Below are 21,277 nucleotides of genomic sequence, written 5' to 3'. Positions count from 1 at the left end.
AAAAAAAATGGCGAACATTACTGTTTCGCCATTTTTTTATTAATCTTATTTCTAAACATCATCAAAATCAATTGATAAAGTAGCCGATTTTGGTCGAGAAATACACGCTAATGTTATTCCTTCTTCGTAATCAGAATCCGTTAATACATAGTTGTCTCCAATATGCACTTCGCCTTCTGTCACCTTACACATACAAGAAGAACAAACACCTCCTTTACAAGAATAAGGTGCGTCAATACCAGCATCTAACATGGTATCAACCAAATTTTTTCCTCTATCCCAAGTCACTTCAGATGTTTCACCATCGAGTGTTACTGTAACTTGAACCGTTTGAGGACCTTCATCGTGTTTAGTAAAAATATCTTCTGTTTTAACAGATGGATTAAACATTTCAAAATGAATATGTTTTTCGATAATTCCCGCTTCGTTTATTTTCTTAGCTAAAGTCAAAATCATTTCCTCAGGTCCACAAACCATTGCTTCATCAACTTCATTGATATCGATGATTTGATTCAAGATTAAATCAAATTTTTTCTCATCAATTCGTCCGTTGTAAATGAAATTTTCTTGTTCTTGTCTTGTGAAAAAATGATGAATAAAAACGTTGTTTGGATACTTTTGTTTCAATTCCGTCAAACGCTCTTTGAACATAATCGAATTTTCGTCTCTATTCACATAAAAAATGTGGAAGTTCACCCACTCCTCTGTTTGCAACGTAAACTCTAACATACTCATAATTGGTGTAATTCCACTACCTGCAGTAAAAGCCAATAATGTACGTTTTTCGTTGGGTTTTGTAGGAATTGTAAAGCGACCACTTGGTGTCGAAACTTCTAATTGATCTCCAACTTTTAAATCATTGAAAAGATAATTCGAAACTTTTCCGTTTGGTTGAGATTTTACCCCTATACTCCATTTTTTATCATTTGGAGAAGCACATAAAGAGTAATCTCTTCGTTCTCCGTTTATGTTTAGTGTGATATATTGTCCAGGTAAAAAGTTGTATTGATCTTGCAATTCATCAGGAACATCAAATGTAATTTGAACCGAATCTGCTGTTAATTTTACAATTTCTTTTACCGTTAATAAATTAAATTTCATAGTCGTTTTACTATTTATAATTCTCAAAACAACTCAATATTTAAGATTGTTCTGCTAAATTTGTACAAAAGTAAGATTTTAGATTAAATAGAAAAAATATATGGAAATAGCATTGATCGCTCATGACGGTAAAAAAGCCGAAATGGTAAATTTTTTAATGAAACATAAAGAAGCGTTAAATAAAAACAACATAGCTTTTATAGCAACTGGAACAACAGGTAAATACGCTGAACAAACGGGATTGAAAGTGACACGCTATCTTTCTGGACCTTTAGGTGGTGATGCACAGATTGCAGCTCGTGTTGTAGAAGGAAAAACAAATATGGTTTTCTTTTTTAGAGATCCAATGGGAAAACATCCTCACGAACCAGACGTTAATATGTTATTGAGATTGTGTGATGTACACAATATTCCTTTAGCTACAAACCCTGCTACTGCCGAAATGTTATTGGATCATTTAAAATAAAATATTTTTAATCAGTAAAAATTAGAAAATAATAAAAGGAACTAAAAATTTAGTTCCTTTTATATGACATTTTTGAAGTAAATATTTTCTGGATTCTGCGGATCGATCAAAATATCAACATCTTTTCCTTTTTTTAATCGTTCGTTCGCATTTACATCACCAAAATATTCGAACTCTGTATAATAAATTTTTTCTGTGTTAGGATGTGTGTAAAAAACTTCTACAACATAATCTGGTAAATGATTTTCGCCTAATAAGCTTCTTTTAATTTCTATAATATGAGCTTTAACTTTTAAACCTTTTTTTAATAATCTTGTGCGATTTAGATAATCGAACAAAAAATTAAATCCTAAGTACCCCATTAACAAACTACATAATAAAAATATTATTCCAAGTAGTAGGTTAAAAAATATTTCAAGATTTAAGAAAGAGCATAAAAGAACGAAACCTACACTTAAGAGTAAACATCCTATTGCTATTGACAATTTCATTATTCTTGCATTTGATTTGTATTTTTCACAAATCGTACCAAAAAAAATCTTTTTGTCCTAAAAATTTGATATTATTTATCATTTACCACACCCTTAGTAGGCTGCAGTAAATCTTTCTTTAATGTACTTCGCATTTTCTATTTCATCTGCAATGACAACCGCCACATCTTCTACAGACAAAACACTACGCCCTTCTTCATTAAAAACAGGCACATCTTTTCCAACTCTATATTTTCCTTTTCGCTCTCCTGATGTTCCCTGATGCATTTCTGGTGCTGGAGAAAACATCGTCCAATCCAATTCATTATCTTGTTTTAGGATATTGTAATAATCTCTTGCAGCCAAAGCTCCTTGCTTGATTTCTTCTGGAAAACCAGGAGCGTCTACAATTTGTACTTCTTTTTCGTCATTCACATATAAACTTCCTGCACCACCAATCACTATCAACCGTTTTACGCCTGCTAACTTCGTTGCCTCTTCAATTGCTTTTGCTCCTTTTATATAATCTTCATAAATAAATGGATTTGACCATCCTGCATTAAATGCACTTACAACTACATCCGCCCCTTTCAGGTCTCTAGACAAAGCTTGTACATCATTTACGTCTAAGGCAACTTTTGCTACATTTTTGCTATCCAAAACTTTATCTGTATTTCTTGCAAATGCTTTAATAGATTGATTTCTATCCACTAACTCTTCTACAATGTGTGAGCCTACAAAACCTGTTGCTCCAATTACTGCTACTTTCATTTTTTATAATTTGTTTGATTTATATAATGTAATTAAATTTGTTACAATTAAATTCAAAAAAAATTTACTGAAAATCATCAGAAAACTCTTTTAATGTTTTATGATTTAATGTTTTTATTAAGTCAGATTCCGCTTTATTAAATAAAACTTCAAGATTTGCGTTCATTTGTTTTCCAATTGGACATTCAGGATTTGTTTGATTCATTTTTCCGAAAATATTTTCGTGATTTACAATTTTATAAACATCTCCAAGTAAAATATCGGCTGCATTTTTCGTTAAAAAAATTCCACCTTCTTTCCCTTTCTTCGAATTGATATAACCTGCTTCTTTCAAAAACCTAATTTCACGACGTACAACAACTGGATTTACATTGATACTTCCTGCAATAAAATCAGAAGTAATTAATTGCCCCTGAAATTTTTCGGCCAAGACTAAAATATGTATAGCTGTTGCGAATCTTAAATTATTCATTTTAATGATTTAATACTTCAAAAGTAATCTTTTATTTTAAATGTAACAAATTTTGATACATTATTATTGATTAAATTCTGCTAAATTTGTAAACATACTGCTATATGTATGGAAAATTATAAAAAACATTTATCAACAATCATTGATTTAACCGAAGAACAATGGTCAAAAATAGAAAATGAATTGGTTGTAAAAGAATACAAAAAAAATGAGTTTATTTTAGAGCCAGGTGTATATTCTGAAGACTATTATTTTGTTGAATCGGGTGTTATTCGTTCTTACACAATTGATGATAATGGGAAAGAACATCTACTACAATTTGGAACAGAAAATTGGATTGTAAGCGATCGAAACAGTGCTTTCTGTAAACAAAAATCTAAGTTTTACATTCAAGCAATTGAAGACTCGACAGTGATATTGTTAAATGAAAAATTGAATGAACTAATTATTAGTTTGAACCCAAATTATTTAGCTGCACAAAACAAATTGATTCAGAATCATGTACGTAGTTTACAAGACCGCATCAATTTATTACTTGGTGCTTCAGCAAAAACGCGCTATTTAGAGTTTATGCGTTTATACCCCAACCAACTTTCTCGCATCCCCCAATGGATGATTGCCTCTTATTTAGGAATCACGCCCGAGAGTTTAAGTAGAGTTCGTAAAGAAATTGCACATGGATAATTATAGTTTTGAAATTTTTGTACCCGAAAAACCGAAAAAAAACAACAAGCAAATTGTAAAATTGATTCTATCTTTTCTTACTGTTACGGTAATCAGCTTTGTTTTTTTAGAATTGAAAGTTTTTAAAAATCAAACGTATTATTACATTTTTATTGGACTTTTGGCAACAGTTGTGGCCTATTGGAATGGTTATTTCAAAAAACCATCAACAGAATTAAAAGGTAATTTTGATGGAAAACTTACTTTCTCAAAAGATGGAATTTCAGTAAAAGATCAATTTTTTGCTGTTAAGGATTTATTTTCCATTGTAATTGATAATGATGATTATAAAGGAAAAGCAGTAAAATCATTTGGTGAATTTGAAACCCCAGAAGGTTCGCACGGAATTAGTAATTTGATAACATTAAAAACCAAAGACAAACAATTCATTGAAGTTTATTTCAAACAAAATTCGTTATCAGAATTTTCGAAAATAGAGCCTTTTTTAATCAATTATTACAAAAATAATCTACTTTCCGAAGAAGATTTAATTTCGATTATGCATTTAGAATATGACATCGATAAAAACGAATTGAAAAAGAAATTGAGATAATTAAATCAACCTCTATTCTCTCGCTATCATTATTTATTGTAATTTTGTACCACTTTAAAATAAAAAAATATGCAACCAACAGCAGAATGGTTAAAAACTTGGGAATCTAAAAGACAATTTACTTTAGCTCCTAACGACTTAGAAAAATATTTTACCGATAAAGAAATTGGTGGAGTTGAGATTGACCAAATTGATTTGGGAGAAGTGTCTTTGCCTTCAGGAAAGATTTTTGTGAATGATCCTTTGGGAGAATATTTATCAATGGATAAAGATCCTTATTTCCTTGAAACACCAAAAGGTAATTTTCCTGTCACTGCAAGCATTGTAAAATTTGAAGACGATGGTGATGTTGAAAACTTAATTGGTTGTGTTAAAGTTGCTTTTACAGACGAAAAACCTGTTCGTTATGAAGAAGCAATGAAAGGAATCGAGTTGATTGAAGAATTACAAGAAGGAGAATACTTTGGTTTCTCAATCGAAAGTGGTTTAGCGACTATCGTTGATGCAGAAGCAAAAGATTTTTTTGTAAAATTTATCGATGATTTCGAAAGTAAAGGTGATGTCAATTTATACGATGATTATTTTAACGCATTATTCGTAGAAAATGCTAAAAATAATCCTAAATATCAATCAGAAGAAGGAGATTGGATAAATTGGACAATTCCAACTACAGAGTTCAAATCACCAATTTTTCAGGCTGGTTTCGGGGAAGGAATCTATCCTGCTTACTTTGGTTATAATGAAAAAGGAGAAATTGTTGCATTTTATATTCAATTCATCGATGCTGAATTAGAAGATTCAGAAGATGATGACGAATGGTTGTAATAGATTTTTCGATCAAATAATACTTAAAATCCTTCAAGAAATTGAGGGATTTTTTTTATTTAAAAATATGTATCTTAAACTATTATATCTCATATTTAAACTGAATGAAAAAACTCCTATTTTTCAATTTACTTATTATAGGAACAATAAGTTGTTCTAAGAAAGTTGATTATCAAAAAACAATTCAAGCAATTGAAGCTAATGAAAATTTATTTGATATGAATTAAGAGGAAAAACATATGTATTCAATAATCAAACAACTTATTATTTTTATCTTAATACTGATACAATTGAATATATAAGAGTTCTTAAATCAAAAATTCTGGATGATTATAAAAGTTTTATTAAAAATTACGAGCATTTTCCTGCAAAAGTTAATTTCTATAAATACAATAATTCTTATTCAATCAAAGTTCAATACATAGAAAATAATGTCGTACAAACAGATAGTTTACCGATAAACAATAATCCAATGTTGTCTAAATTATTTATTGATTCAAAAAAGAAATACAACTTTTATAATAACAATCAAATAGTTGGTTATTATTTTAATCAGAAACTTAAAACAAAAACATATAGTTTGCGCAACTATAATAAACTATTTTACACTAAAAATACAGAAAATAAAAATACTTACGATTTTAAAAATGAATATAAAATCTCTCAAAAATTGAAAGATAATTGGTATTTATTGGAACAAATTGAGTAAAAACAAAAAACTCCCGCAAATGCGGGAGTTTTTATCTGTATATAAAAGATAATTATTTCGATTTATATTTTACAATACCATCTTGTAACCATTTCAAGTAAACTTCTATATCAAGCTCTGCTTCTAATGGTTTAGAATAACGATTCAAATCTTTGTCAACCACAATATAGTATGGTTGTGCATTGGCATTAAAATGTTCAATCTCGAAAGCTGTCCATTTATTACCAACTGTTTTTAAAGTTCTATTATTTAAATGTTTTGAAAAAACTTGTTCTTCCTTTGGTAAAGGAGTTTGCTCATCAACGTATAACGAAACTAAAACAAAATCTTCAGTCAACATCTTTTTCACACGCTCATCGCTCCAAACACGTTCTTCAACTTTACGACAATTTGCACAAGCATGTCCCGTAAAATCTAACAAAATTGGTTTGTTAACTTTTGTTGCGTATGCAGCTCCTTGTTCAAAATCTTTGAAAGCAGGAATTCCATGAGGTCCAGCAACCATATTTGGATCATCAAATTTAGCAGTTGTTTGTCCACCTCCTACACCTTCGTGGAAACCACGTGGCGATTCAGAATAGGTCATTGGTGGCGTTAATCCACTTAACAATTTTAATGGACCTCCCCATAAACCTGGAATCATATAAATTGCAAAAGTTATCGATAATAATGCAAACAACATTCTTGGCACGCCAATCGTTTGCACAGGCGAATCTAATTCTAATCTAAATTTACCTAATAAATATAAACCTAAGAAGATAAAAATTGCAATCCAAAATGCTAAGAAAATTTCTCTTGGTAACCAATTCATTTGCCATACCAAATCTGCGTTTGATAAGAATTTTAAAGCAAAGGCTAATTCAATAAACCCTAACGATACTTTGATTGTATTTAACCATCCTCCAGATTTTGGCATCGAATTTAACCATCCTGGGAACATTGCAAATAATGTAAATGGAATGGCTAAAGCCAAAGAGAACCCAAGCATTCCTACAATTAATGAATAATAATTTCCTCCTTGCGTTGCTTGTACTAATAATGATCCAATAATTGGTCCTGTACAAGAGAATGAAACCAATGCTAAAGTAAACGCCATAAAGAAAATTCCGATTAATCCTTCTTTATCAGCTCCTTTATCAGCTGCATTTACCCATTTACTTGGTAATGTCAATTCGAAAGCTCCGAAAAATGAAATAGCAAACACAATGAAAATAACAAAGAAAGCTAAGTTTACCCATGGATTTGTTGACATTTCATTTAGTACCGATGGGCCAAAAATTACTGTTGCTAATAATCCTAATGCAACATAAATAACAATAATGGATAAACCATAAATAAATGCTTTTCCAACCCCTTCACCTTTCGATTTACTTTGTTTCGTAAACATACTTACAGTTAAAGGAATCATTGGGAAAATACAAGGCATTAACAAAGCTGCTAAACCTCCTAAAAATCCTAATGAAAAGATTTTTATTAATCCATTATCATGTTTTTCGTTATCTGCTAATAAAGACTCATCTACCTTTTTGATACTATCTTGAGTTGCAGGAACAGCTGCTACAGAATCAACTTCAATAGTGTCTTGTACAATTTCTTTTTCAACTACTGTATCTTTTATTTCAGCTACAGTTTCTTCTATTTTTAACTCCTCTTTTGTTTCTTCAACTTGTGCAGTTGGCGTTAATTTTACGCTACCACTTGTTTCATCTGGTGGCAAACAACGTTCGGCATCACACATCTGAAATTCGATTGTGTACGAAATATTTACAGGTTTATCACCTGTAACTTTTACTTTCTGAACAAATTTTACTTGGTTCTCAAAATACTTTTCATCTTGTTCAAAAATCTGGCTGTATTTATCGATACGTTTTCCTATTTCTCGTACTCCACCAACTAATTTTGCATTGGCAGCTGGTTTAAATGCTGCACTTGCTGGAATTCCTATTCCTCCATCAGGATGTTTTGATGAATAAAGGTGCCAACCTTTATCAATTTTTCCTGTTACCTCAATTTCAAACTCATTTTGTCCAACCTCCTTCACCGAACTCGACCATTTTGCAGGACTAAATAATTGTGCGTTGACTAAAATTGGAAACAAAAAAAGTATCCAAAGTTTCTTTAACATACTGTAATGTTTAAAAAGTTTTTACTTGTTTCTGTTGTTTTGAAACGTTCATCCAAACGATAATTCACTACCCAAATAATTTGATCTTTTTGGTCACAAAGCAACCAAACCTTCTCTTTTTCTAACTTAGAAAGTTTCAAATCTTTCATAAACTTACTCATCAATTTTTTTTGTCCATTCATTCCGATTGGATAAAAGAAATCCCCCTCTTTCACTTTTCTTAGTTTAAGTGGGAACATAATTGATGTAAAGTCTACTATTTCTGTAGCGTTTTCGTGTGGATTTATCGATTTCACGAACTTCAAATTTAACGAATTGATTTCAATTAAATCATCAAAAATTGTTATTTCGTCTTCATATTCTTCTTCTATTGGTTGAAGCAACAAATTCTCTCGATTTTTAACCAATCGATAAGTTGTTGATTTTATTTCACTTCCCGTTTCCGCATCCAAAAATTTCAGAAGTTCTTTACTCGAATAAAAACCATATTTTTCGAATAAATAATACAAAAAAGTTTCTAAAGGTTGAAGTGATTTTAATGGATTAATTTCAATCTTTATTGGATTATCTCCTGAAAATAAATCAGTTCTGATTTCTTCTACTTTATTTTGTATAATTTGATAATTATCATTGATATGACTTAAACTTGCCAAAAAATTCTCATCAAACTGAGGATGAAGTTCTTTTAAAACAGGTGTAATATGATGACGAATTTTATTTCTGGTATATTCATCTGTCGCATTTGTGTAATCTTCTCGCCAACTAATTTCATTTGCTTCTGCATATACTAACAACTCATTTTTTGTAAAGTTTAAAAGCGGACGGAATATTTTTCCATTATCAGTTTGCATTCCAATCAAACCTTTCAAACCTGTTCCACGAGATAGATTAATCAAAAACGTTTCGATATTATCATCCAAATGATGCGCGGTAACCAAAATATCCAAATGATTTTGTTTCTGAACTTGCTCAAACCAATCATAACGCAAATTTCGGCAAGCCATTTCTACCGAATAATTACCTGTTTTTTGATAAGCTGCAACGTCAAAACGAACCGAATGAAAGGGAATATTCAATTTTCCACAATATTCTCTCACTAATGCTTCATCATTATCTGCATCTACTCCACGCAATTGAAAATTACAATGAGCCACTTGAAAATTTGCAGAAGTTTGACGAAATAAATCCAACAAAATCATACTGTCAACTCCCCCACTTACAGCTAATAGATAGCGATGTGAATTAAAATCGTGTTGATCTAAAAGGAAGTTAAACTCTTGTTGAATGGATTTATTTTTCATGAAATACAAATGTTCGAAATTAGAAAATATTCCTGAGATAGTGTTATACTATTTTTCTTTGTTCTTATAAAATTTACCAATAAAAAAGCCTGAAAAATTTCAGGCAAAATTTATTTTAAACTTTCTAATGATTTATTTTCAAGGATTTCTAATGTCGAATCTCTTAACTCTATCATTACCTTATTCAAGGTACAAATGCCTTCGTTCGGACAGTCGTCACATTTTTCGTAATAATTCTTACTCACACAAGGCAAAAGTGCAATTGGGCCTTCTAGGACACGAATCAAAGAGGCTAAACTAATATCCTTTGCCTCTTTCGCTAAATAATATCCACCACCTTTTCCTTGCTTCGAATTGACAAATCCCAATTTTTTTAAATCCAATAAAATTGCCTCCAAGAATTTTTTAGGGATAACTTCCTTTTCAGAAATTTGCCCAATCAATACTGGTTTATTACTTTCTTGTCTGGCTAAATGAGCCATCGCTTTTAGTCCGTATTTTGTCTTTTTTGATAACAATTTTATATGATTTAATTACAAAAATAACGTTGATAGTTGTATAAAACAAATATAAGATTAAAACGGTTGAAATGATTTTAAAAATATTTCATCAAAAAATCAATTACCTTTTGGGTTGTAGAAGTATACGGATAATTAAGAAATTTGGATGGAGATAAAATACGATTTACGTGTAAGACTGGCTTCATGTGTGAAAAACCTTTAAACCCTTCATAACCAGTTGACGCACCAATTCCTGAATGATTAACTCCTCCAAATGGTAAATTCGGATGTAAAATATGAACTAAAGTTTCATTTATTACGACAGATCCTGAAGATGTTTGATTTTTAACTTCTTCAATAAAAACCAAGTTATTAGAAAATAAATATAAAGCTAAAGGCTTTTCTTTCAAATTAATATACTCAATTACTTCATTAATCTCTTTAAATGTATAGATAGGAAGTATTGGACCAAAAATTTCTTCAATTTCTATTAAAGCATCTTTCGGTATATCAATTAATAAAGTTGGTTTAATGTATAGTTCATCCTCTTTATATTCATTTCCAAACGGGCATTTCGCACCTTTTTTTAAAGCATCGGTGATCAAATTTTTTAATCGATTGTAATTTTGAAGATTTACTATTCGAGCCAAATCCTCTGATTGAGAAGGATTTTTTCCAAAAATATTTTCGACATGTGTAATAAAAGCATTTACAAATTGATCGCTGAACTCTTCTTTAATCACTATATAATCTGGCGCAATGCAAGTCTGTCCCAAATTGATCAATTTACCCCAAACAACTTTCTCTACCACTTCTTGCATCGGAATTGAACCATCAATAATCAAAGGCGATTTACCTCCTAATTCTAATGTCACAGAAGAAAGATGCTTAGCTCCTGCTTGCATTACAATTTTACCAACTTTCGGAGATCCTGTAAAATGAATATGGTCAAATTTTTTGGCTAATAAATAGGTGGTTTCATCAACTTGCCCTTCAATAACTGCAACATGATTTTGTTCAAAAACTTCGGATATAATTTTATCAAGTAGTTTAGAAACATTTGGACAAAATTCTGAAGGCTTCAATATGGCTGTGTTTCCAGCTGAAATACATGCTACAAGATGTAGTAAACATAACTGAAAAGGATAATTCCATGGCGAAATAATCAAACAATTACCTAAAGCTTCGGGCTGAATTTTTGCTTTCGAACCAAAAAAAAGAAGATTATTAGAAACAGATTTTATTTTCGACCAGCGATTCAACTTTTTTCGAAATAACCTAATTTCTGATAAAACAGGGAAAATTTCAGTTGAATCTGATTCAACTTTTGATTTTCTTAAATCAATAAACAATGCTTGCTCAATTTCAATTCGGTGATTAAGAATTGATTGTTCTAATTTTAGCAAAAATACTTTGCGTTGAGCAATAGTTAAATTTCGAATAGTTGATTTATTCTTGAATTGCAGTTCGTAAATCTTATCAATTTCCGTTTTAAAATCAGACATTTTAAACATTTTAGAAATGTTAATTTAATGATTTTTTTTGGAATTTAAGTTTATTTAATTCAATCGTAAAAATGTAAAAACACTTTTTAAGATTAATTAAAGTTATTTTGAATGAATCTTAATAAATAAAACGATAGAGAATACAATCTTTAGTTAGAAATAAATTCTTAGAGAAACAGTTGATAAATCGTCAAAATAGAAACTACGCTCGTTACACCGCCAATGACATAGTTGATATTTTTTAGAATAAATGAATTTTCTTCTGATTTTGAATTGAAAAATTTAAGATACAAACTAAAAATTATCATCGAACCAATCACTACACCTAATGCAAAAATAGAGCTATTAGGTTGACCAAAAACCGTAATTTTATATGAAATTAAAGTTGCGCTTAAAAAGACATAAAAAGGTATCGGAAAAACATTTACAGCTGATAACAATAATCCATATAAAAACTTATTCTTCTGTTTGACATCTCCTTGTTGTTTTAGTCTTTTATTTTTCTTTTTTAGGTCTTGTTTTTTCGCAAAAAATAGAAAATATATCGTAATCATTACAAAAACTGTTAATCCTACTTGCCGGAAAATTTTAGTTACTTCTTCATTAAAATTAATGAATTTTGCTAAAAAAATGGCTAAATAAACTTGAATCGCGATTGTAATTGCTGTTCCTAACATAAAGGTATATGCACTTTTAGTTCCTTCTTGTTTACCAATTTTCACCACCGTCATATTCAATAATCCAGGAATGGATGATCCAATAAAAGCTGTAAAAATTCCGATTAAAAGTAGTTCTAAATACTGCATTAAGTTTTTGTAAAAAGGTGTGCAAAGTTAAGAAATATACTTTTCAATTAAAATTAAATACATAAAAAAAGCCACTCCCAATTGGAGTGGCTTAAGCTTATAACTTATTACGTATAACCTTTAACTTATAATGCTGCTAATTGCTCTTCGATTTGAGCAATTTTAGCCAATGTGTCTGCTTCTTTTTTTCGTTCTGCACCAATAACTTGTTCTGGCGCTCCAGCAACAAATTTTTCGTTAGATAATTTTTTACGAACAGAATTTAAGAAACCTTGATAGTATTCTAACTCTTTTTGTAATTTCTCGCGTTCAGCTTCAACATCAATATTATCAGACATAGGAATCATAAATTCTAATGTACCTACACGGAAAGCAAAACCTTTTTCTGGTTTATCTCCAGTATTGAAGTTAGAAACATTTCCTAATTTCGAGAATACATCTACATAGATTTCGTTAGTAGCTTGTGCATCAGCAAAAACTTCTAATGCTTCTTTTGGAGACATTCCTTTTTCTGAACGTAAACCACGAATTGCTGTTGTTGCTTCTTTTGTATTTTCAAAATTTTTGATAATCGTTTCATCAAAAGATGTAATTTCTGGATACTTCGAAACAATTAAAGCTTCGTCATCCGTTCTTTCAGCAATTAAATGCCAAATTTCTTCTGTTAAGAAAGGCATAAATGGATGTAAAACTTTCAATACATTTTCTAAATAACCAATCGTTGCATCAAATGTTTTGCGATCAATTGGTTCACCAAATGTAGGTTTAATCGCTTCTAAATACCAAGAACAGAAATCGTCCCAAATTAATTTATAGATTGCCATTAACGAATCTGATAAACGGTATTGATAGTAGTTATGTTCGATATCTGCTAAGGTTTGTTGGAATTTATTTCCGAACCAGTTTACTGCTTTTGCTTGCGCTGTAGTTTGTTCTAAATCTTCTTTAACTTCCCAACCTTTAATTAAACGGAAAGCATTCCAAATTTTATTTGCAAAATTACGTCCTTGTAAACATAACTCCACATCAAATGGTAAATCATTTCCAGCAGGTGCCGTTAACAACATTCCCATACGCGTAGCATCGGCTCCGTACTCGTTCATTAACTCAATCGGATCTGGCGAATTCCCTAAAGATTTCGACATTTTACGACCTTGTTTGTCACGAACGATACCTGTGAAATATACATTTTCGAAAGGCAATTCGTTACGATATTCGTATCCAGCAACAATCATACGTGCCACCCAAAAGAAAATAATATCTGGACCAGTTACTAAATCTTGTGTTGGATAGTAATAATTGATTTCTTCGTTATCTGGTTCATTAATTCCATTGAAAACAGAAATTGGCCATAACCAAGAAGAGAACCAAGTATCTAATGCATCTTCATCTTGACGTAAATCTTCAATAGTTAAAGCAGTATTTCCTGTTTTTTCTTGTGCTAATGGTAATGCTTCTTCTTTTGTTAAAGCAACAACGAAATCTTCGTTTCCTTCACCATAGAAAAATGCAGGAATTTGGTGTCCCCACCATAATTGACGAGAAATGTTCCAATCTGTTACATTCTCCATCCAGTTACGGTATGTATTTTTAAATTTCGCTGGGTGAAATTTAATCGTATCGTTCATTACGTTGTCTAATGCAGGTTTAGCTAAATCTGTCATTTTTAAGAACCATTGATTCGAGATTTTAGGCTCGATAACCGCTCCTGTTCTTTCAGATGTTCCTACATTATTTTTATAATCTTCTACTTTTTCAAGTAAACCTTTTTCTTCTAATTCTTTCTCAACCTCTTTACGTGCCTTGAAACGATCCATTCCGGCATAGTTTAATCCATAATCGTTTAATTTTACATCATCCGTAAAGATATCGATGAACTCTAAGTTGTGTTTCTTTCCTAATTCGTAGTCATTCGTATCATGAGCTGGCGTTACTTTTAAACATCCTGTTCCGAATTCTAAATCCACGTACTCATCTTCGATGATATTTACCTCACGACCAACTAAAGGAACAATTACTTTTTGTCCTTTTAACCATTCGTAACGCTCATCGTTTGGATTGATACAAACAGCAGTATCCCCAAAAATAGTTTCTGGACGAGTTGTCGCTACAACGATATATTTGTCAGAACCTACAACTTGATATTTTAAGTGGTATAATTTTCCGTTTTTCTCTTTGTAAACCACCTCTTCGTCAGAGATATTTGTTTTTGCTTCTGGATCCCAATTTACCATGCGATACCCTCGATACACTAAACCTTTGTTGTATAAATCGATAAATACACGTTGAACAGATTCAGATAAATCAGGATCCATTGTAAATTTTGTACGATCCCAATCACAAGAAGCACCTAATTTCTTTAATTGATCCAAGATGATACCACCATGCTTATGTGTCCAATCCCAAGCGTGTTCTAAGAATTTTTCGCGTCCGATATCAAATTTAGAAACACCTTCTTCTTTTAATTTCGCAACTACTTTTGCCTCAGTAGCAATTGAAGCATGGTCTGTTCCGGGAACCCAACATGCATTGAAGCCACGCATACGTGCACGACGAATCAAAACGTCTTGAATCGTGTTATTTAACATATGTCCCATATGTAAGACACCTGTGACGTTTGGCGGTGGAATTACAATTGTGTAAGCTTTTCTTTGGTCTGGTGTAGATTTAAAATATTTTTTCTCCATCCAGTATTCATACCATTTTCCTTCTACCTCTGTCGGCGTATATTTCGATGCGATTTCCATTATTTATTTATAACTTAAAAACAAATTTGGGCAAATTTACACAATCTGCCCAATATTTCTTAACTAATAAAGAATTTGTTTATTTATTCAACAACTCGATAAGTAAAATTAAATCTTGCTCTTTTTTCAGATTAAGTTTATTATTATTTACAATTTCTGCTACGTTTTTATCAGTAAATTCTCCAAACTTTTTTGTTGATTTTGGTACGTTAAACAATTTATCATCAAATCCAATCTGTAATTTATCTTGTTTATAATAACTTGTTTTATTTGAAGCATTTAAACCACTTGCTCCTAATCCATCAATTCCATCTATCGTTAACTTTTTGTAAAGTACTATTTTAGCATCCATTGGTGTTAATACTTGCAAATACCTTGAAGACACCACATTTCCTTCTATAAAATTTACATACTTATAAATTTTCCCATTGTCAAACCTAATTATTTGATCAGAATATTTATTCATTTTATATAAATAACCATCGCGTAAAAATTCGAAATCATCTAATAAGGCATTATATCTAAAATTTTCTTTTTCTTTGAAGCCTTCAATACTCGCAGGTAAAAAGTTTACATCAAAATACTCATTCTTATTTGTAGAACCATCTGTATATTTTTGTTGTTTCAATTCTGCTACTAACGTTTGCAAATTATATTCATTAACAGTTGCTGTTGAAGATATCTGCGCATCGACACTATTAAAAGTTAAAAGTAATAATGGAATAATTACTGTTTTCATATTAATGTTTTTTTATACTTTACTAAAATACAAAAAAGCATTCTTTTTTGGATTATTTGCTTAACTTTGATTATAAATTAATTATCGTTATGAAAAAATTAATGTTTGTAAGTGTTTTTGCATTAGGTATTTCGAGTGCATTTGCTCAAACGCTTAGTTTAGATAAAGAAGAAATTCAATTTGGGAATATTAAATTGAATACAGATGTTACTTCAAAAATTAAAGTAACAAATACAGGAGACAAGCCTTTAGTTCTTAAAAGTGTTGTAGGATCTTGTGGATGTACAGCTCCTGATTACCCTAAAACCCCAATAGCTCCAGGCGCATCTGCAGATATCACAGTAAAATATTCGAGTGGTTCTATGGCAGGGGATTTTAATAAATCTGTCACAATCACATCTAATGATGCAACCTCTTCTCGTAAAATCTTCAGAGTAAAAGGTAAAGCACAATAATACTTAAAGCAAGCTAATTAGCTTGCTTTTTTTTGTTCTTGCATCAAAAATTCAGTTATTTTTTTTCGTTCATTTTCATTCATCTGAACAAAATAAAATCCATTTTTCACATTTAAAGAATCTATTTGTTGCGGATAACCATTATATATTAAATAACTATTCAAAGTCGAAGTACTAATCGCAGGTACAGGAGAGTTATAAATCAAGGGATAATTTGTAGGGTAATTATATAAAATATTTCCTATTTTTTTTTCTAATGTTGGTATTTCTCTGTAAGTACCTGGCTGTAAAAGTTGCTTTAATTCTATTTTTTTTTGATAAGAAAAAGATCGTATTGAATTTGAACTTAATCTACCTAAGTTTGGAAATAAAATAAAAAGAGAAACTGCAAAGACACCTAAAAAACTTATTCCTTTTGAAAACTGAAAATAGGTTTTATGATTAAAAATACTTAAAATTAGTACAACATCAATAACCAAAATATCTAAAAGAAATCTAAATTGAGGCGATAAAAATAGCATTGCAAATAACTTTATCCAGCAACAAAATATTAATAATTGAATGGTCGATTTTTTGTAGAAAAAACTAATTATTGTTGTTAAAAGTGTAAATCCTATAATGAATAATAATATAATTGACCGCACAGCATTCTGAAACAAAATTGCATATAAATATTCAAATGAATTCATTTTCATTACCTCTTCAAATGTAAAAGAATCCTTTAGAGGAATAAACTTTCCATTTAATTTCGAGATATCATACATACTTTTAGGCGAACTCCATTGGAGATTTTCAATAGAACTGAAGCTTATAGGAAATAAAGGATTTGAAGAAACAATAATTCCTTTGCAACAAAACAAGAAAGTAAAAAATATAATTAAAAGAATGTTTTTATCCTTCAAAAATCTATATTCTATATTCTTCAAATATTCAATTAAGAAAAAAATCAGTAGAACAATGCTAATTGGTTTTATGACAACCAAAATTGTCGAATAAAATAAATAATCTGAAACTTTTCCTTTTTGATTTAAATATTCATTGATTAGTAAAATTGTTATAACAAAAACAGGTAAATCGGGAGAAGGAGAATTTAAAAAAAATAAAAACAAAATGTTAAAAAACAACAATTTGTAGCACTTTTTATCAAATACATATAAATTAAAAACAATAAATAAACTTATGTTTAATCGATAATAAACATCCAAACTCTCGTTAACAGCAGCTTGTAAAATATGCCAAAAACTATTTTGTGCTAAAACCCATTCTAAATTAGAAAGTCCCTTTACAAAACCAGCAAAATCCAACCATTTTATCGTCGGAATGTAGTAACCAAAATGGTCTAAAATAAACGGATAAGTTGTTGCAACCAACAAGCCTAAAAAAGAAAATATATAAAAATATCGTGAAATATTTCTCAACTCTTTCACATATTTTTGAACCTCTTTTCTATGATAAATTAAGGAAAGAATAGAAATAAGAATTAAAATTGCTTCGTAAGTAAAATTTAAAGGGATAAAAAATGCAAGTAGAAAACTGAGAAGTCCTACTCCTATCATCCCGTTCAAAATAACAAAAGAAATTGACGAATTTATTTTTGGGAATATTTTTTGAAAAAGGAATCCAAATCCTAAAAAATATAAGAGTAATAACGTTGAAAATATTAATTGCGCAATCATTATTTACCTAACAACCTTGACGTTACATGATTACTAAAAGTTTCAACTTCATTTGTTTCAAGAAATTCTACCGTCATAGTTCCATCAAATTCCTCAATTGAAATGATCTTTATTTTATCATTTAGCTGAATGTTTTTCGAATTCAGATATTTTAAAAATTCATCCGAAGAACCTATAACAGCACAAATTTCAACTAAATCTCCTTTTTGAAATTCAGACAATTTTTTATAGTGAACAAACTCTACATTTCCATATTTATCTGGAATTGGCGAGCCATGTGGATCTAATTTGGGATAATTTAAAATTTCATCCATTTTATCAAAAAAAGAAGGACTTTGAATATGTTCTATTTGCTCTGCAATTTCATGTACTTCTTCCCAACCAAATCCCATTTTTTCAACCAAAAACATTTCCGTTAATCGATGTTTTCGTACAATCAAAGATGCTTTCAAAATTCCTTTATCCGATAATCGGAGTGGTTTATATGATTCATAAATAACCAATTCTTTCTCAGCTAACTTTTTCATCATGCTATTTACCGTAGGCATTTTTATCTCTAAATGCTTACTTAACTCTTTTACATTAACTTCTCCTTTTCCATTTCCAGATAAATGAAATAATGCTTTTAAGTAATTTTCTTCGACTAATGAATTCATAAAACAAATATAACTGAAAATATAGAAAATTATTTAAATTTCATTTAATAAATATTTTTGTTAGATTTGCCTAACTTTTAAATTAGCCTAATAAATATCGCATGAAAAATACTTTAAGCATCCTCATTTCAACTTTACCATTACTTGCACTCTCCCAAAACATAAATAATGATAGTTTAATAGTAAAAGATTCTACCGAAAAATTAAATGAAGTGGTAGTTACAGGCACTATGAAAGCTATAAAAAAATCTGATAGCCCCGTGCCTATTGAAATTTACACTACAAATTTTTTAAAAAAAAATCCAACCTCATCACTTTTTGATGCTGTACAATTAATCAATGGAGTTCAACCTCAACTCAATTGTAATGTATGCAATACTGGAGATATCCATATAAATGGAATGGAAGGCCCTTACACCATGATTTTAATAGACGGAATGCCTATTGTTTCTTCTCTATCTACAGTTTATGGATTGAGTGGAATTCCGAATTCTTTGGTTGAACGAATAGAAGTCGTAAAAGGGCCAGCATCTTCCCTTTATGGAACAGAAGCTATGGGAGGAATAATTAATGTGATTACAAAATCTCCGAAATCTGCTCCGAAATTATCTATAGATGCTTTTACAACTTCATGGTTAGAAACCAATCTTGATGGTGGATACAAATATAATTTAGGAGAAAAGGTAAATAGTTTATTTGGTTTTAATTACTTTAAATATGGAAATAAAAAAGATAAAAATAACGACGGATTTACGGATGTAACTCTACAAGATCGTGTCACTTTATTCAATAAATTTGATTTTGAACGTCAAGAAAATAGAACAGCATCAGTTGCTTTACGCTATTTATACGAAGATCGTTGGGGAGGTGAAACGAGCTGGAAACGTAAATTACATAGAGGAGGTGATGAAGTTTATGGCGAAAGTATTATGACAAATCGTTTTGAAGCGATCGGAATGTATCAATTACCTCTAAAAGAGAAAATAATAACTCAATTTTCGTATAATTTTCATCAACAGAATTCATTTTATGGTTCAGAATCTTATCAAGGAAAACAACAAGTTATTTTTGCTCAAGCTTATTGGAATAAAATAATTGGACAACATAGTTTACTTTTAGGATCTTCATTTAAATATACGTATTACGATGATAACACAAGAGGTACTGGAGAATATGATGAACATAATAATCTAATCAAGAACAATCCAATGAATACTCCTATTCCTGGTGTTTTTCTACAAGACGAATGGACTTTGAATGCTGAAAATAAACTATTACTTGGTTATCGATTTGATTACGATAAAACACATAAAGGAATACATTCTCCAAGAATTGCATACAAACTTTCACCTTCATCTTATCATACTTTTAGAGCTAGTTTTGGTACGGGATTTCGTGTTGTAAATGTTTTCACAGAAGATCATCGTGCATTAACTGGCGCTAGACAAGTAGTTTTTGAAAATGAATTAAAACCTGAAAAATCATATAATGGTAATATTAATTATGTATTCAAATTACCTACTTCTTTTGCAGCATTAAACTTTGATTTCACGACATTCTATTCTTATTTCACAAACAAAATTGTTGCGAACACAGACATAGATGAAACAAAGATTATCTACGACAATTTAAACGGACACGCAATTTCTCAAGGGGTATCTTTGAACGTAGATGCAACATTTGATTTTCCCCTAAAAATAATTCTTGGCGCAACCTATATGGATGTGTACAAAAACGAAAATAAAAAAAAAGAAGTGCAATATCATGCTCCAAAATGGTCTGGAAATTTCTTAGCAAGTTATGCATTCAAAAAAAATTTAAGTGTTGATTTAACCGCCAATTATAATGACAAAATGAAATTACCTCGTGTGGAAAATGATTATCGTCCAGAATATTCAAAACCAACTTTTATAGCAAATATTCAATTTACCAAATCATTTAAAAACAATATTGAAATCTATGGTGGCGTAAAAAATCTTTTTAATGTCTTACCAAAAGGTGATGTCATTGCTCGTTGGTGGGATCCTTTTGGAGAACCGGGAAATGGCGTAACACCTCCACAAGGTAGGAATGATGTTATTTTTGAACCAAATGATTACAGTTATACAGCAATGCAGGGTACTCGTGGTTTTTTCGGAATTCGTTATAACTTAAAATAATGAAAAAATTACACATCATTTTTCTACTGTTATCAATTTATAGTCAAGCACAAATTTCATTCGATAAATTAAATTCTAATTTCCATGAAAAACCGAAACCTATATTGCTCTTTTTTTCAACAAAGTGGTGCAGCTATTGCTTAATTCAAAAAAAACAAATTGAAAAAGATAAGAGTTTATTCCACTTTTTAAATAACGAAGTTTATTATTTAGAAGTAGATGCAGAGTCGCATGATACTATTTATTTTTTAGAAAAAGTTTATCAACCTAAAGAAAAACTACATGCTTTTGTTGAGGAATTTATTTCAACAAACGAACAGATTAATTATCCGTATTGGGTTTTAATCTCAAAAGATCTTAGAATAGAAATGACCTATTCTGGACTTATTAAAAACAAATCATTTAAAATCCTATTGGAAAAGTATTTTAAAGGCCCTAATTTTGTAACGTCCTGAAAAAATGATACAGGATTAGACCAATAAAATTTTATTTTAAACAGTACATATATTCGTATTTGT

Annotated in this window: 21 protein-coding genes; 8 read left to right on the top strand and 13 right to left on the bottom strand. The window is 30.1% G+C overall.

What is annotated here, in order from left to right; genetic code table 11:
- Positions 1-51: 51 nt before the first annotated feature.
- Positions 52-1,101: a 2Fe-2S iron-sulfur cluster-binding protein gene (locus HX088_RS10535; protein ID WP_188319992.1), complete on the bottom strand. Its 1,050-nt coding sequence runs from the start codon at positions 1,099-1,101 to the stop codon at positions 52-54.
- 100 nt (positions 1,102-1,201) lie between these two features.
- Between HX088_RS10535 and HX088_RS10530 the strand changes: the two genes are divergently transcribed.
- The gene (locus HX088_RS10530) at positions 1,202-1,567 is read left to right on the top strand and encodes a methylglyoxal synthase (RefSeq protein WP_171622041.1); all 366 of its coding nucleotides are present in this window, start codon (positions 1,202-1,204) and stop codon (positions 1,565-1,567) included.
- Between the two features lie 59 nt (positions 1,568-1,626).
- Here HX088_RS10530 and HX088_RS10525 read toward each other — a convergent pair whose 3' ends face one another.
- From HX088_RS10525 to HX088_RS10515, 3 genes are all read right to left on the bottom strand, one after another.
- Positions 1,627-1,929 (bottom strand): DUF3592 domain-containing protein, encoded by a 303-nt coding sequence (locus HX088_RS10525; protein ID WP_171622040.1) that lies wholly within the window; start codon positions 1,927-1,929, stop codon positions 1,627-1,629.
- Between the two features lie 222 nt (positions 1,930-2,151).
- Positions 2,152-2,808 (bottom strand): NAD(P)-dependent oxidoreductase, encoded by a 657-nt coding sequence (locus tag HX088_RS10520; protein ID WP_188319991.1) that lies wholly within the window; start codon positions 2,806-2,808, stop codon positions 2,152-2,154.
- A 64-nt stretch (positions 2,809-2,872) separates the two neighbouring features.
- Positions 2,873-3,280 carry an RrF2 family transcriptional regulator gene (locus tag HX088_RS10515; RefSeq protein WP_171622038.1) on the bottom strand — a complete coding sequence of 136 codons (408 nt, stop codon included), beginning with the start codon at positions 3,278-3,280 and terminating at the stop codon, positions 2,873-2,875.
- A 108-nt stretch (positions 3,281-3,388) separates the two neighbouring features.
- Here HX088_RS10515 and HX088_RS10510 point away from each other — a divergent pair, with 108 nt between their 5' ends.
- From HX088_RS10510 to HX088_RS10495, 4 genes are all read left to right on the top strand, one after another.
- On the top strand, positions 3,389-3,964 hold the full coding sequence (locus HX088_RS10510) for a Crp/Fnr family transcriptional regulator (protein WP_260543243.1): 576 nt from the start codon (positions 3,389-3,391) through the stop codon (positions 3,962-3,964).
- Complete coding sequence (locus HX088_RS10505; protein ID WP_286484124.1) at positions 3,957-4,556, top strand: hypothetical protein; 600 nt, start codon at positions 3,957-3,959, stop codon at positions 4,554-4,556. The genes HX088_RS10510 and HX088_RS10505 overlap by 8 nt, the downstream gene beginning before the upstream one ends.
- Before the next feature lie 69 nt (positions 4,557-4,625).
- Positions 4,626-5,381 carry a DUF4241 domain-containing protein gene (locus HX088_RS10500; RefSeq protein ID WP_286484123.1) on the top strand — a complete coding sequence of 252 codons (756 nt, stop codon included), beginning with the start codon at positions 4,626-4,628 and terminating at the stop codon, positions 5,379-5,381.
- Positions 5,382-5,853: 472 nt separating this feature from the next.
- Positions 5,854-6,090, top strand: a complete 237-nt coding sequence (locus HX088_RS10495) for a hypothetical protein (RefSeq protein ID WP_286484122.1) — start codon at positions 5,854-5,856, stop codon at positions 6,088-6,090.
- A 52-nt stretch (positions 6,091-6,142) separates the two neighbouring features.
- Here the strand turns inward: HX088_RS10495 and HX088_RS10490 are convergent, their stop codons facing one another.
- From HX088_RS10490 to HX088_RS10460, 7 genes are all read right to left on the bottom strand, one after another.
- Positions 6,143-8,215: a protein-disulfide reductase DsbD family protein gene (locus tag HX088_RS10490; protein ID WP_286484121.1), complete on the bottom strand. Its 2,073-nt coding sequence runs from the start codon at positions 8,213-8,215 to the stop codon at positions 6,143-6,145.
- Positions 8,209-9,516 (bottom strand): tRNA lysidine(34) synthetase TilS, encoded by a 1,308-nt coding sequence (gene tilS / locus HX088_RS10485; RefSeq protein WP_286484120.1) that lies wholly within the window; start codon positions 9,514-9,516, stop codon positions 8,209-8,211. Before tilS ends, HX088_RS10490 begins: the two co-directional genes overlap by 7 nt.
- Positions 9,517-9,626: 110 nt before the next feature.
- Positions 9,627-10,034, bottom strand: a complete 408-nt coding sequence (locus HX088_RS10480) for an RrF2 family transcriptional regulator (protein ID WP_284583731.1) — start codon at positions 10,032-10,034, stop codon at positions 9,627-9,629.
- 77 nt (positions 10,035-10,111) lie between these two features.
- The gene (locus tag HX088_RS10475) at positions 10,112-11,521 is read right to left on the bottom strand and encodes an aldehyde dehydrogenase family protein (protein ID WP_286484119.1); all 1,410 of its coding nucleotides are present in this window, start codon (positions 11,519-11,521) and stop codon (positions 10,112-10,114) included.
- A 167-nt stretch (positions 11,522-11,688) separates the two neighbouring features.
- Entirely contained in the window at positions 11,689-12,327 is a 639-nt protein-coding gene (locus tag HX088_RS10470) for a LysE family transporter (RefSeq protein WP_286484118.1), read from the bottom strand.
- A gap of 125 nt (positions 12,328-12,452) precedes the next feature.
- Positions 12,453-15,074, bottom strand: coding sequence for a valine--tRNA ligase (locus tag HX088_RS10465; protein WP_286484117.1), 2,622 nt, complete (start codon positions 15,072-15,074; stop codon positions 12,453-12,455).
- 79 nt (positions 15,075-15,153) lie between these two features.
- Complete coding sequence (locus HX088_RS10460) at positions 15,154-15,813, bottom strand: hypothetical protein (protein WP_286484116.1); 660 nt, start codon at positions 15,811-15,813, stop codon at positions 15,154-15,156.
- An 89-nt stretch (positions 15,814-15,902) separates the two neighbouring features.
- Here HX088_RS10460 and HX088_RS10455 point away from each other — a divergent pair, with 89 nt between their 5' ends.
- Complete coding sequence (locus HX088_RS10455; RefSeq protein WP_188319976.1) at positions 15,903-16,268, top strand: DUF1573 domain-containing protein; 366 nt, start codon at positions 15,903-15,905, stop codon at positions 16,266-16,268.
- A 17-nt stretch (positions 16,269-16,285) separates the two neighbouring features.
- On the opposite strand, the gene HX088_RS10450 is transcribed toward HX088_RS10455, so the two are convergent.
- Together HX088_RS10450 and HX088_RS10445 are read right to left on the bottom strand one after the other, a co-directional pair.
- A complete protein-coding gene (locus HX088_RS10450; RefSeq protein ID WP_498745974.1) occupies positions 16,286-17,944 on the bottom strand; it encodes an LIC_10190 family membrane protein in 1,659 nt (552 codons plus the stop codon).
- Positions 17,944-18,600 (bottom strand): metal-dependent transcriptional regulator, encoded by a 657-nt coding sequence (locus HX088_RS10445; protein ID WP_260543263.1) that lies wholly within the window; start codon positions 18,598-18,600, stop codon positions 17,944-17,946. The genes HX088_RS10450 and HX088_RS10445 overlap by 1 nt, the downstream gene beginning before the upstream one ends.
- Before the next feature lie 101 nt (positions 18,601-18,701).
- Here HX088_RS10445 and HX088_RS10440 point away from each other — a divergent pair, with 101 nt between their 5' ends.
- Both HX088_RS10440 and HX088_RS10435 read left to right on the top strand, forming a co-directional pair.
- Positions 18,702-20,759: a TonB-dependent receptor plug domain-containing protein gene (locus HX088_RS10440; protein ID WP_286484114.1), complete on the top strand. Its 2,058-nt coding sequence runs from the start codon at positions 18,702-18,704 to the stop codon at positions 20,757-20,759.
- On the top strand, positions 20,759-21,214 hold the full coding sequence (locus tag HX088_RS10435; RefSeq protein ID WP_286484113.1) for a thioredoxin fold domain-containing protein: 456 nt from the start codon (positions 20,759-20,761) through the stop codon (positions 21,212-21,214). The genes HX088_RS10440 and HX088_RS10435 overlap by 1 nt, the downstream gene beginning before the upstream one ends.
- Positions 21,215-21,277: the final 63 nt, after the last annotated feature.

The organism is Empedobacter sp. 225-1, from assembly GCF_030328185.1.
Lineage (GTDB): Bacteria > Bacteroidota > Bacteroidia > Flavobacteriales > Weeksellaceae > Empedobacter > Empedobacter stercoris.
This window is presented reverse-complemented; position numbering and strand designations above follow the sequence as displayed.

What these genes read in the sequence shown, in the direction of transcription:
- HX088_RS10535 (WP_188319992.1), bottom strand. Translation starts at nt 1,101, where the DNA reads ATGAAATTTAATTTATTAACGGTAAAAGAAATTGTAAAATTAACAGCA.
- HX088_RS10530 (WP_171622041.1), top strand. Translation starts at nt 1,202, where the DNA reads ATGGAAATAGCATTGATCGCTCATGACGGTAAAAAAGCCGAAATGGTA.
- HX088_RS10525 (WP_171622040.1), bottom strand. Translation starts at nt 1,929, where the DNA reads ATGGGGTACTTAGGATTTAATTTTTTGTTCGATTATCTAAATCGCACA.
- HX088_RS10520 (WP_188319991.1), bottom strand. Translation starts at nt 2,808, where the DNA reads ATGAAAGTAGCAGTAATTGGAGCAACAGGTTTTGTAGGCTCACACATT.
- HX088_RS10515 (WP_171622038.1), bottom strand. Translation starts at nt 3,280, where the DNA reads ATGAATAATTTAAGATTCGCAACAGCTATACATATTTTAGTCTTGGCC.
- HX088_RS10510 (WP_260543243.1), top strand. Translation starts at nt 3,389, where the DNA reads ATGGAAAATTATAAAAAACATTTATCAACAATCATTGATTTAACCGAA.
- HX088_RS10505 (WP_286484124.1), top strand. Translation starts at nt 3,957, where the DNA reads ATGGATAATTATAGTTTTGAAATTTTTGTACCCGAAAAACCGAAAAAA.
- HX088_RS10500 (WP_286484123.1), top strand. Translation starts at nt 4,626, where the DNA reads ATGCAACCAACAGCAGAATGGTTAAAAACTTGGGAATCTAAAAGACAA.
- HX088_RS10495 (WP_286484122.1), top strand. Translation starts at nt 5,854, where the DNA reads ATGTTGTCTAAATTATTTATTGATTCAAAAAAGAAATACAACTTTTAT.
- HX088_RS10490 (WP_286484121.1), bottom strand. Translation starts at nt 8,215, where the DNA reads ATGTTAAAGAAACTTTGGATACTTTTTTTGTTTCCAATTTTAGTCAAC.
- tilS (WP_286484120.1), bottom strand. Translation starts at nt 9,516, where the DNA reads ATGAAAAATAAATCCATTCAACAAGAGTTTAACTTCCTTTTAGATCAA.
- HX088_RS10475 (WP_286484119.1), bottom strand. Translation starts at nt 11,521, where the DNA reads ATGTCTGATTTTAAAACGGAAATTGATAAGATTTACGAACTGCAATTC.
- HX088_RS10470 (WP_286484118.1), bottom strand. Translation starts at nt 12,327, where the DNA reads ATGCAGTATTTAGAACTACTTTTAATCGGAATTTTTACAGCTTTTATT.
- HX088_RS10465 (WP_286484117.1), bottom strand. Translation starts at nt 15,074, where the DNA reads ATGGAAATCGCATCGAAATATACGCCGACAGAGGTAGAAGGAAAATGG.
- HX088_RS10460 (WP_286484116.1), bottom strand. Translation starts at nt 15,813, where the DNA reads ATGAAAACAGTAATTATTCCATTATTACTTTTAACTTTTAATAGTGTC.
- HX088_RS10455 (WP_188319976.1), top strand. Translation starts at nt 15,903, where the DNA reads ATGAAAAAATTAATGTTTGTAAGTGTTTTTGCATTAGGTATTTCGAGT.
- HX088_RS10450 (WP_498745974.1), bottom strand. Translation starts at nt 17,944, where the DNA reads ATGATTGCGCAATTAATATTTTCAACGTTATTACTCTTATATTTTTTA.
- HX088_RS10445 (WP_260543263.1), bottom strand. Translation starts at nt 18,600, where the DNA reads ATGAATTCATTAGTCGAAGAAAATTACTTAAAAGCATTATTTCATTTA.
- HX088_RS10440 (WP_286484114.1), top strand. Translation starts at nt 18,702, where the DNA reads ATGAAAAATACTTTAAGCATCCTCATTTCAACTTTACCATTACTTGCA.
- HX088_RS10435 (WP_286484113.1), top strand. Translation starts at nt 20,759, where the DNA reads ATGAAAAAATTACACATCATTTTTCTACTGTTATCAATTTATAGTCAA.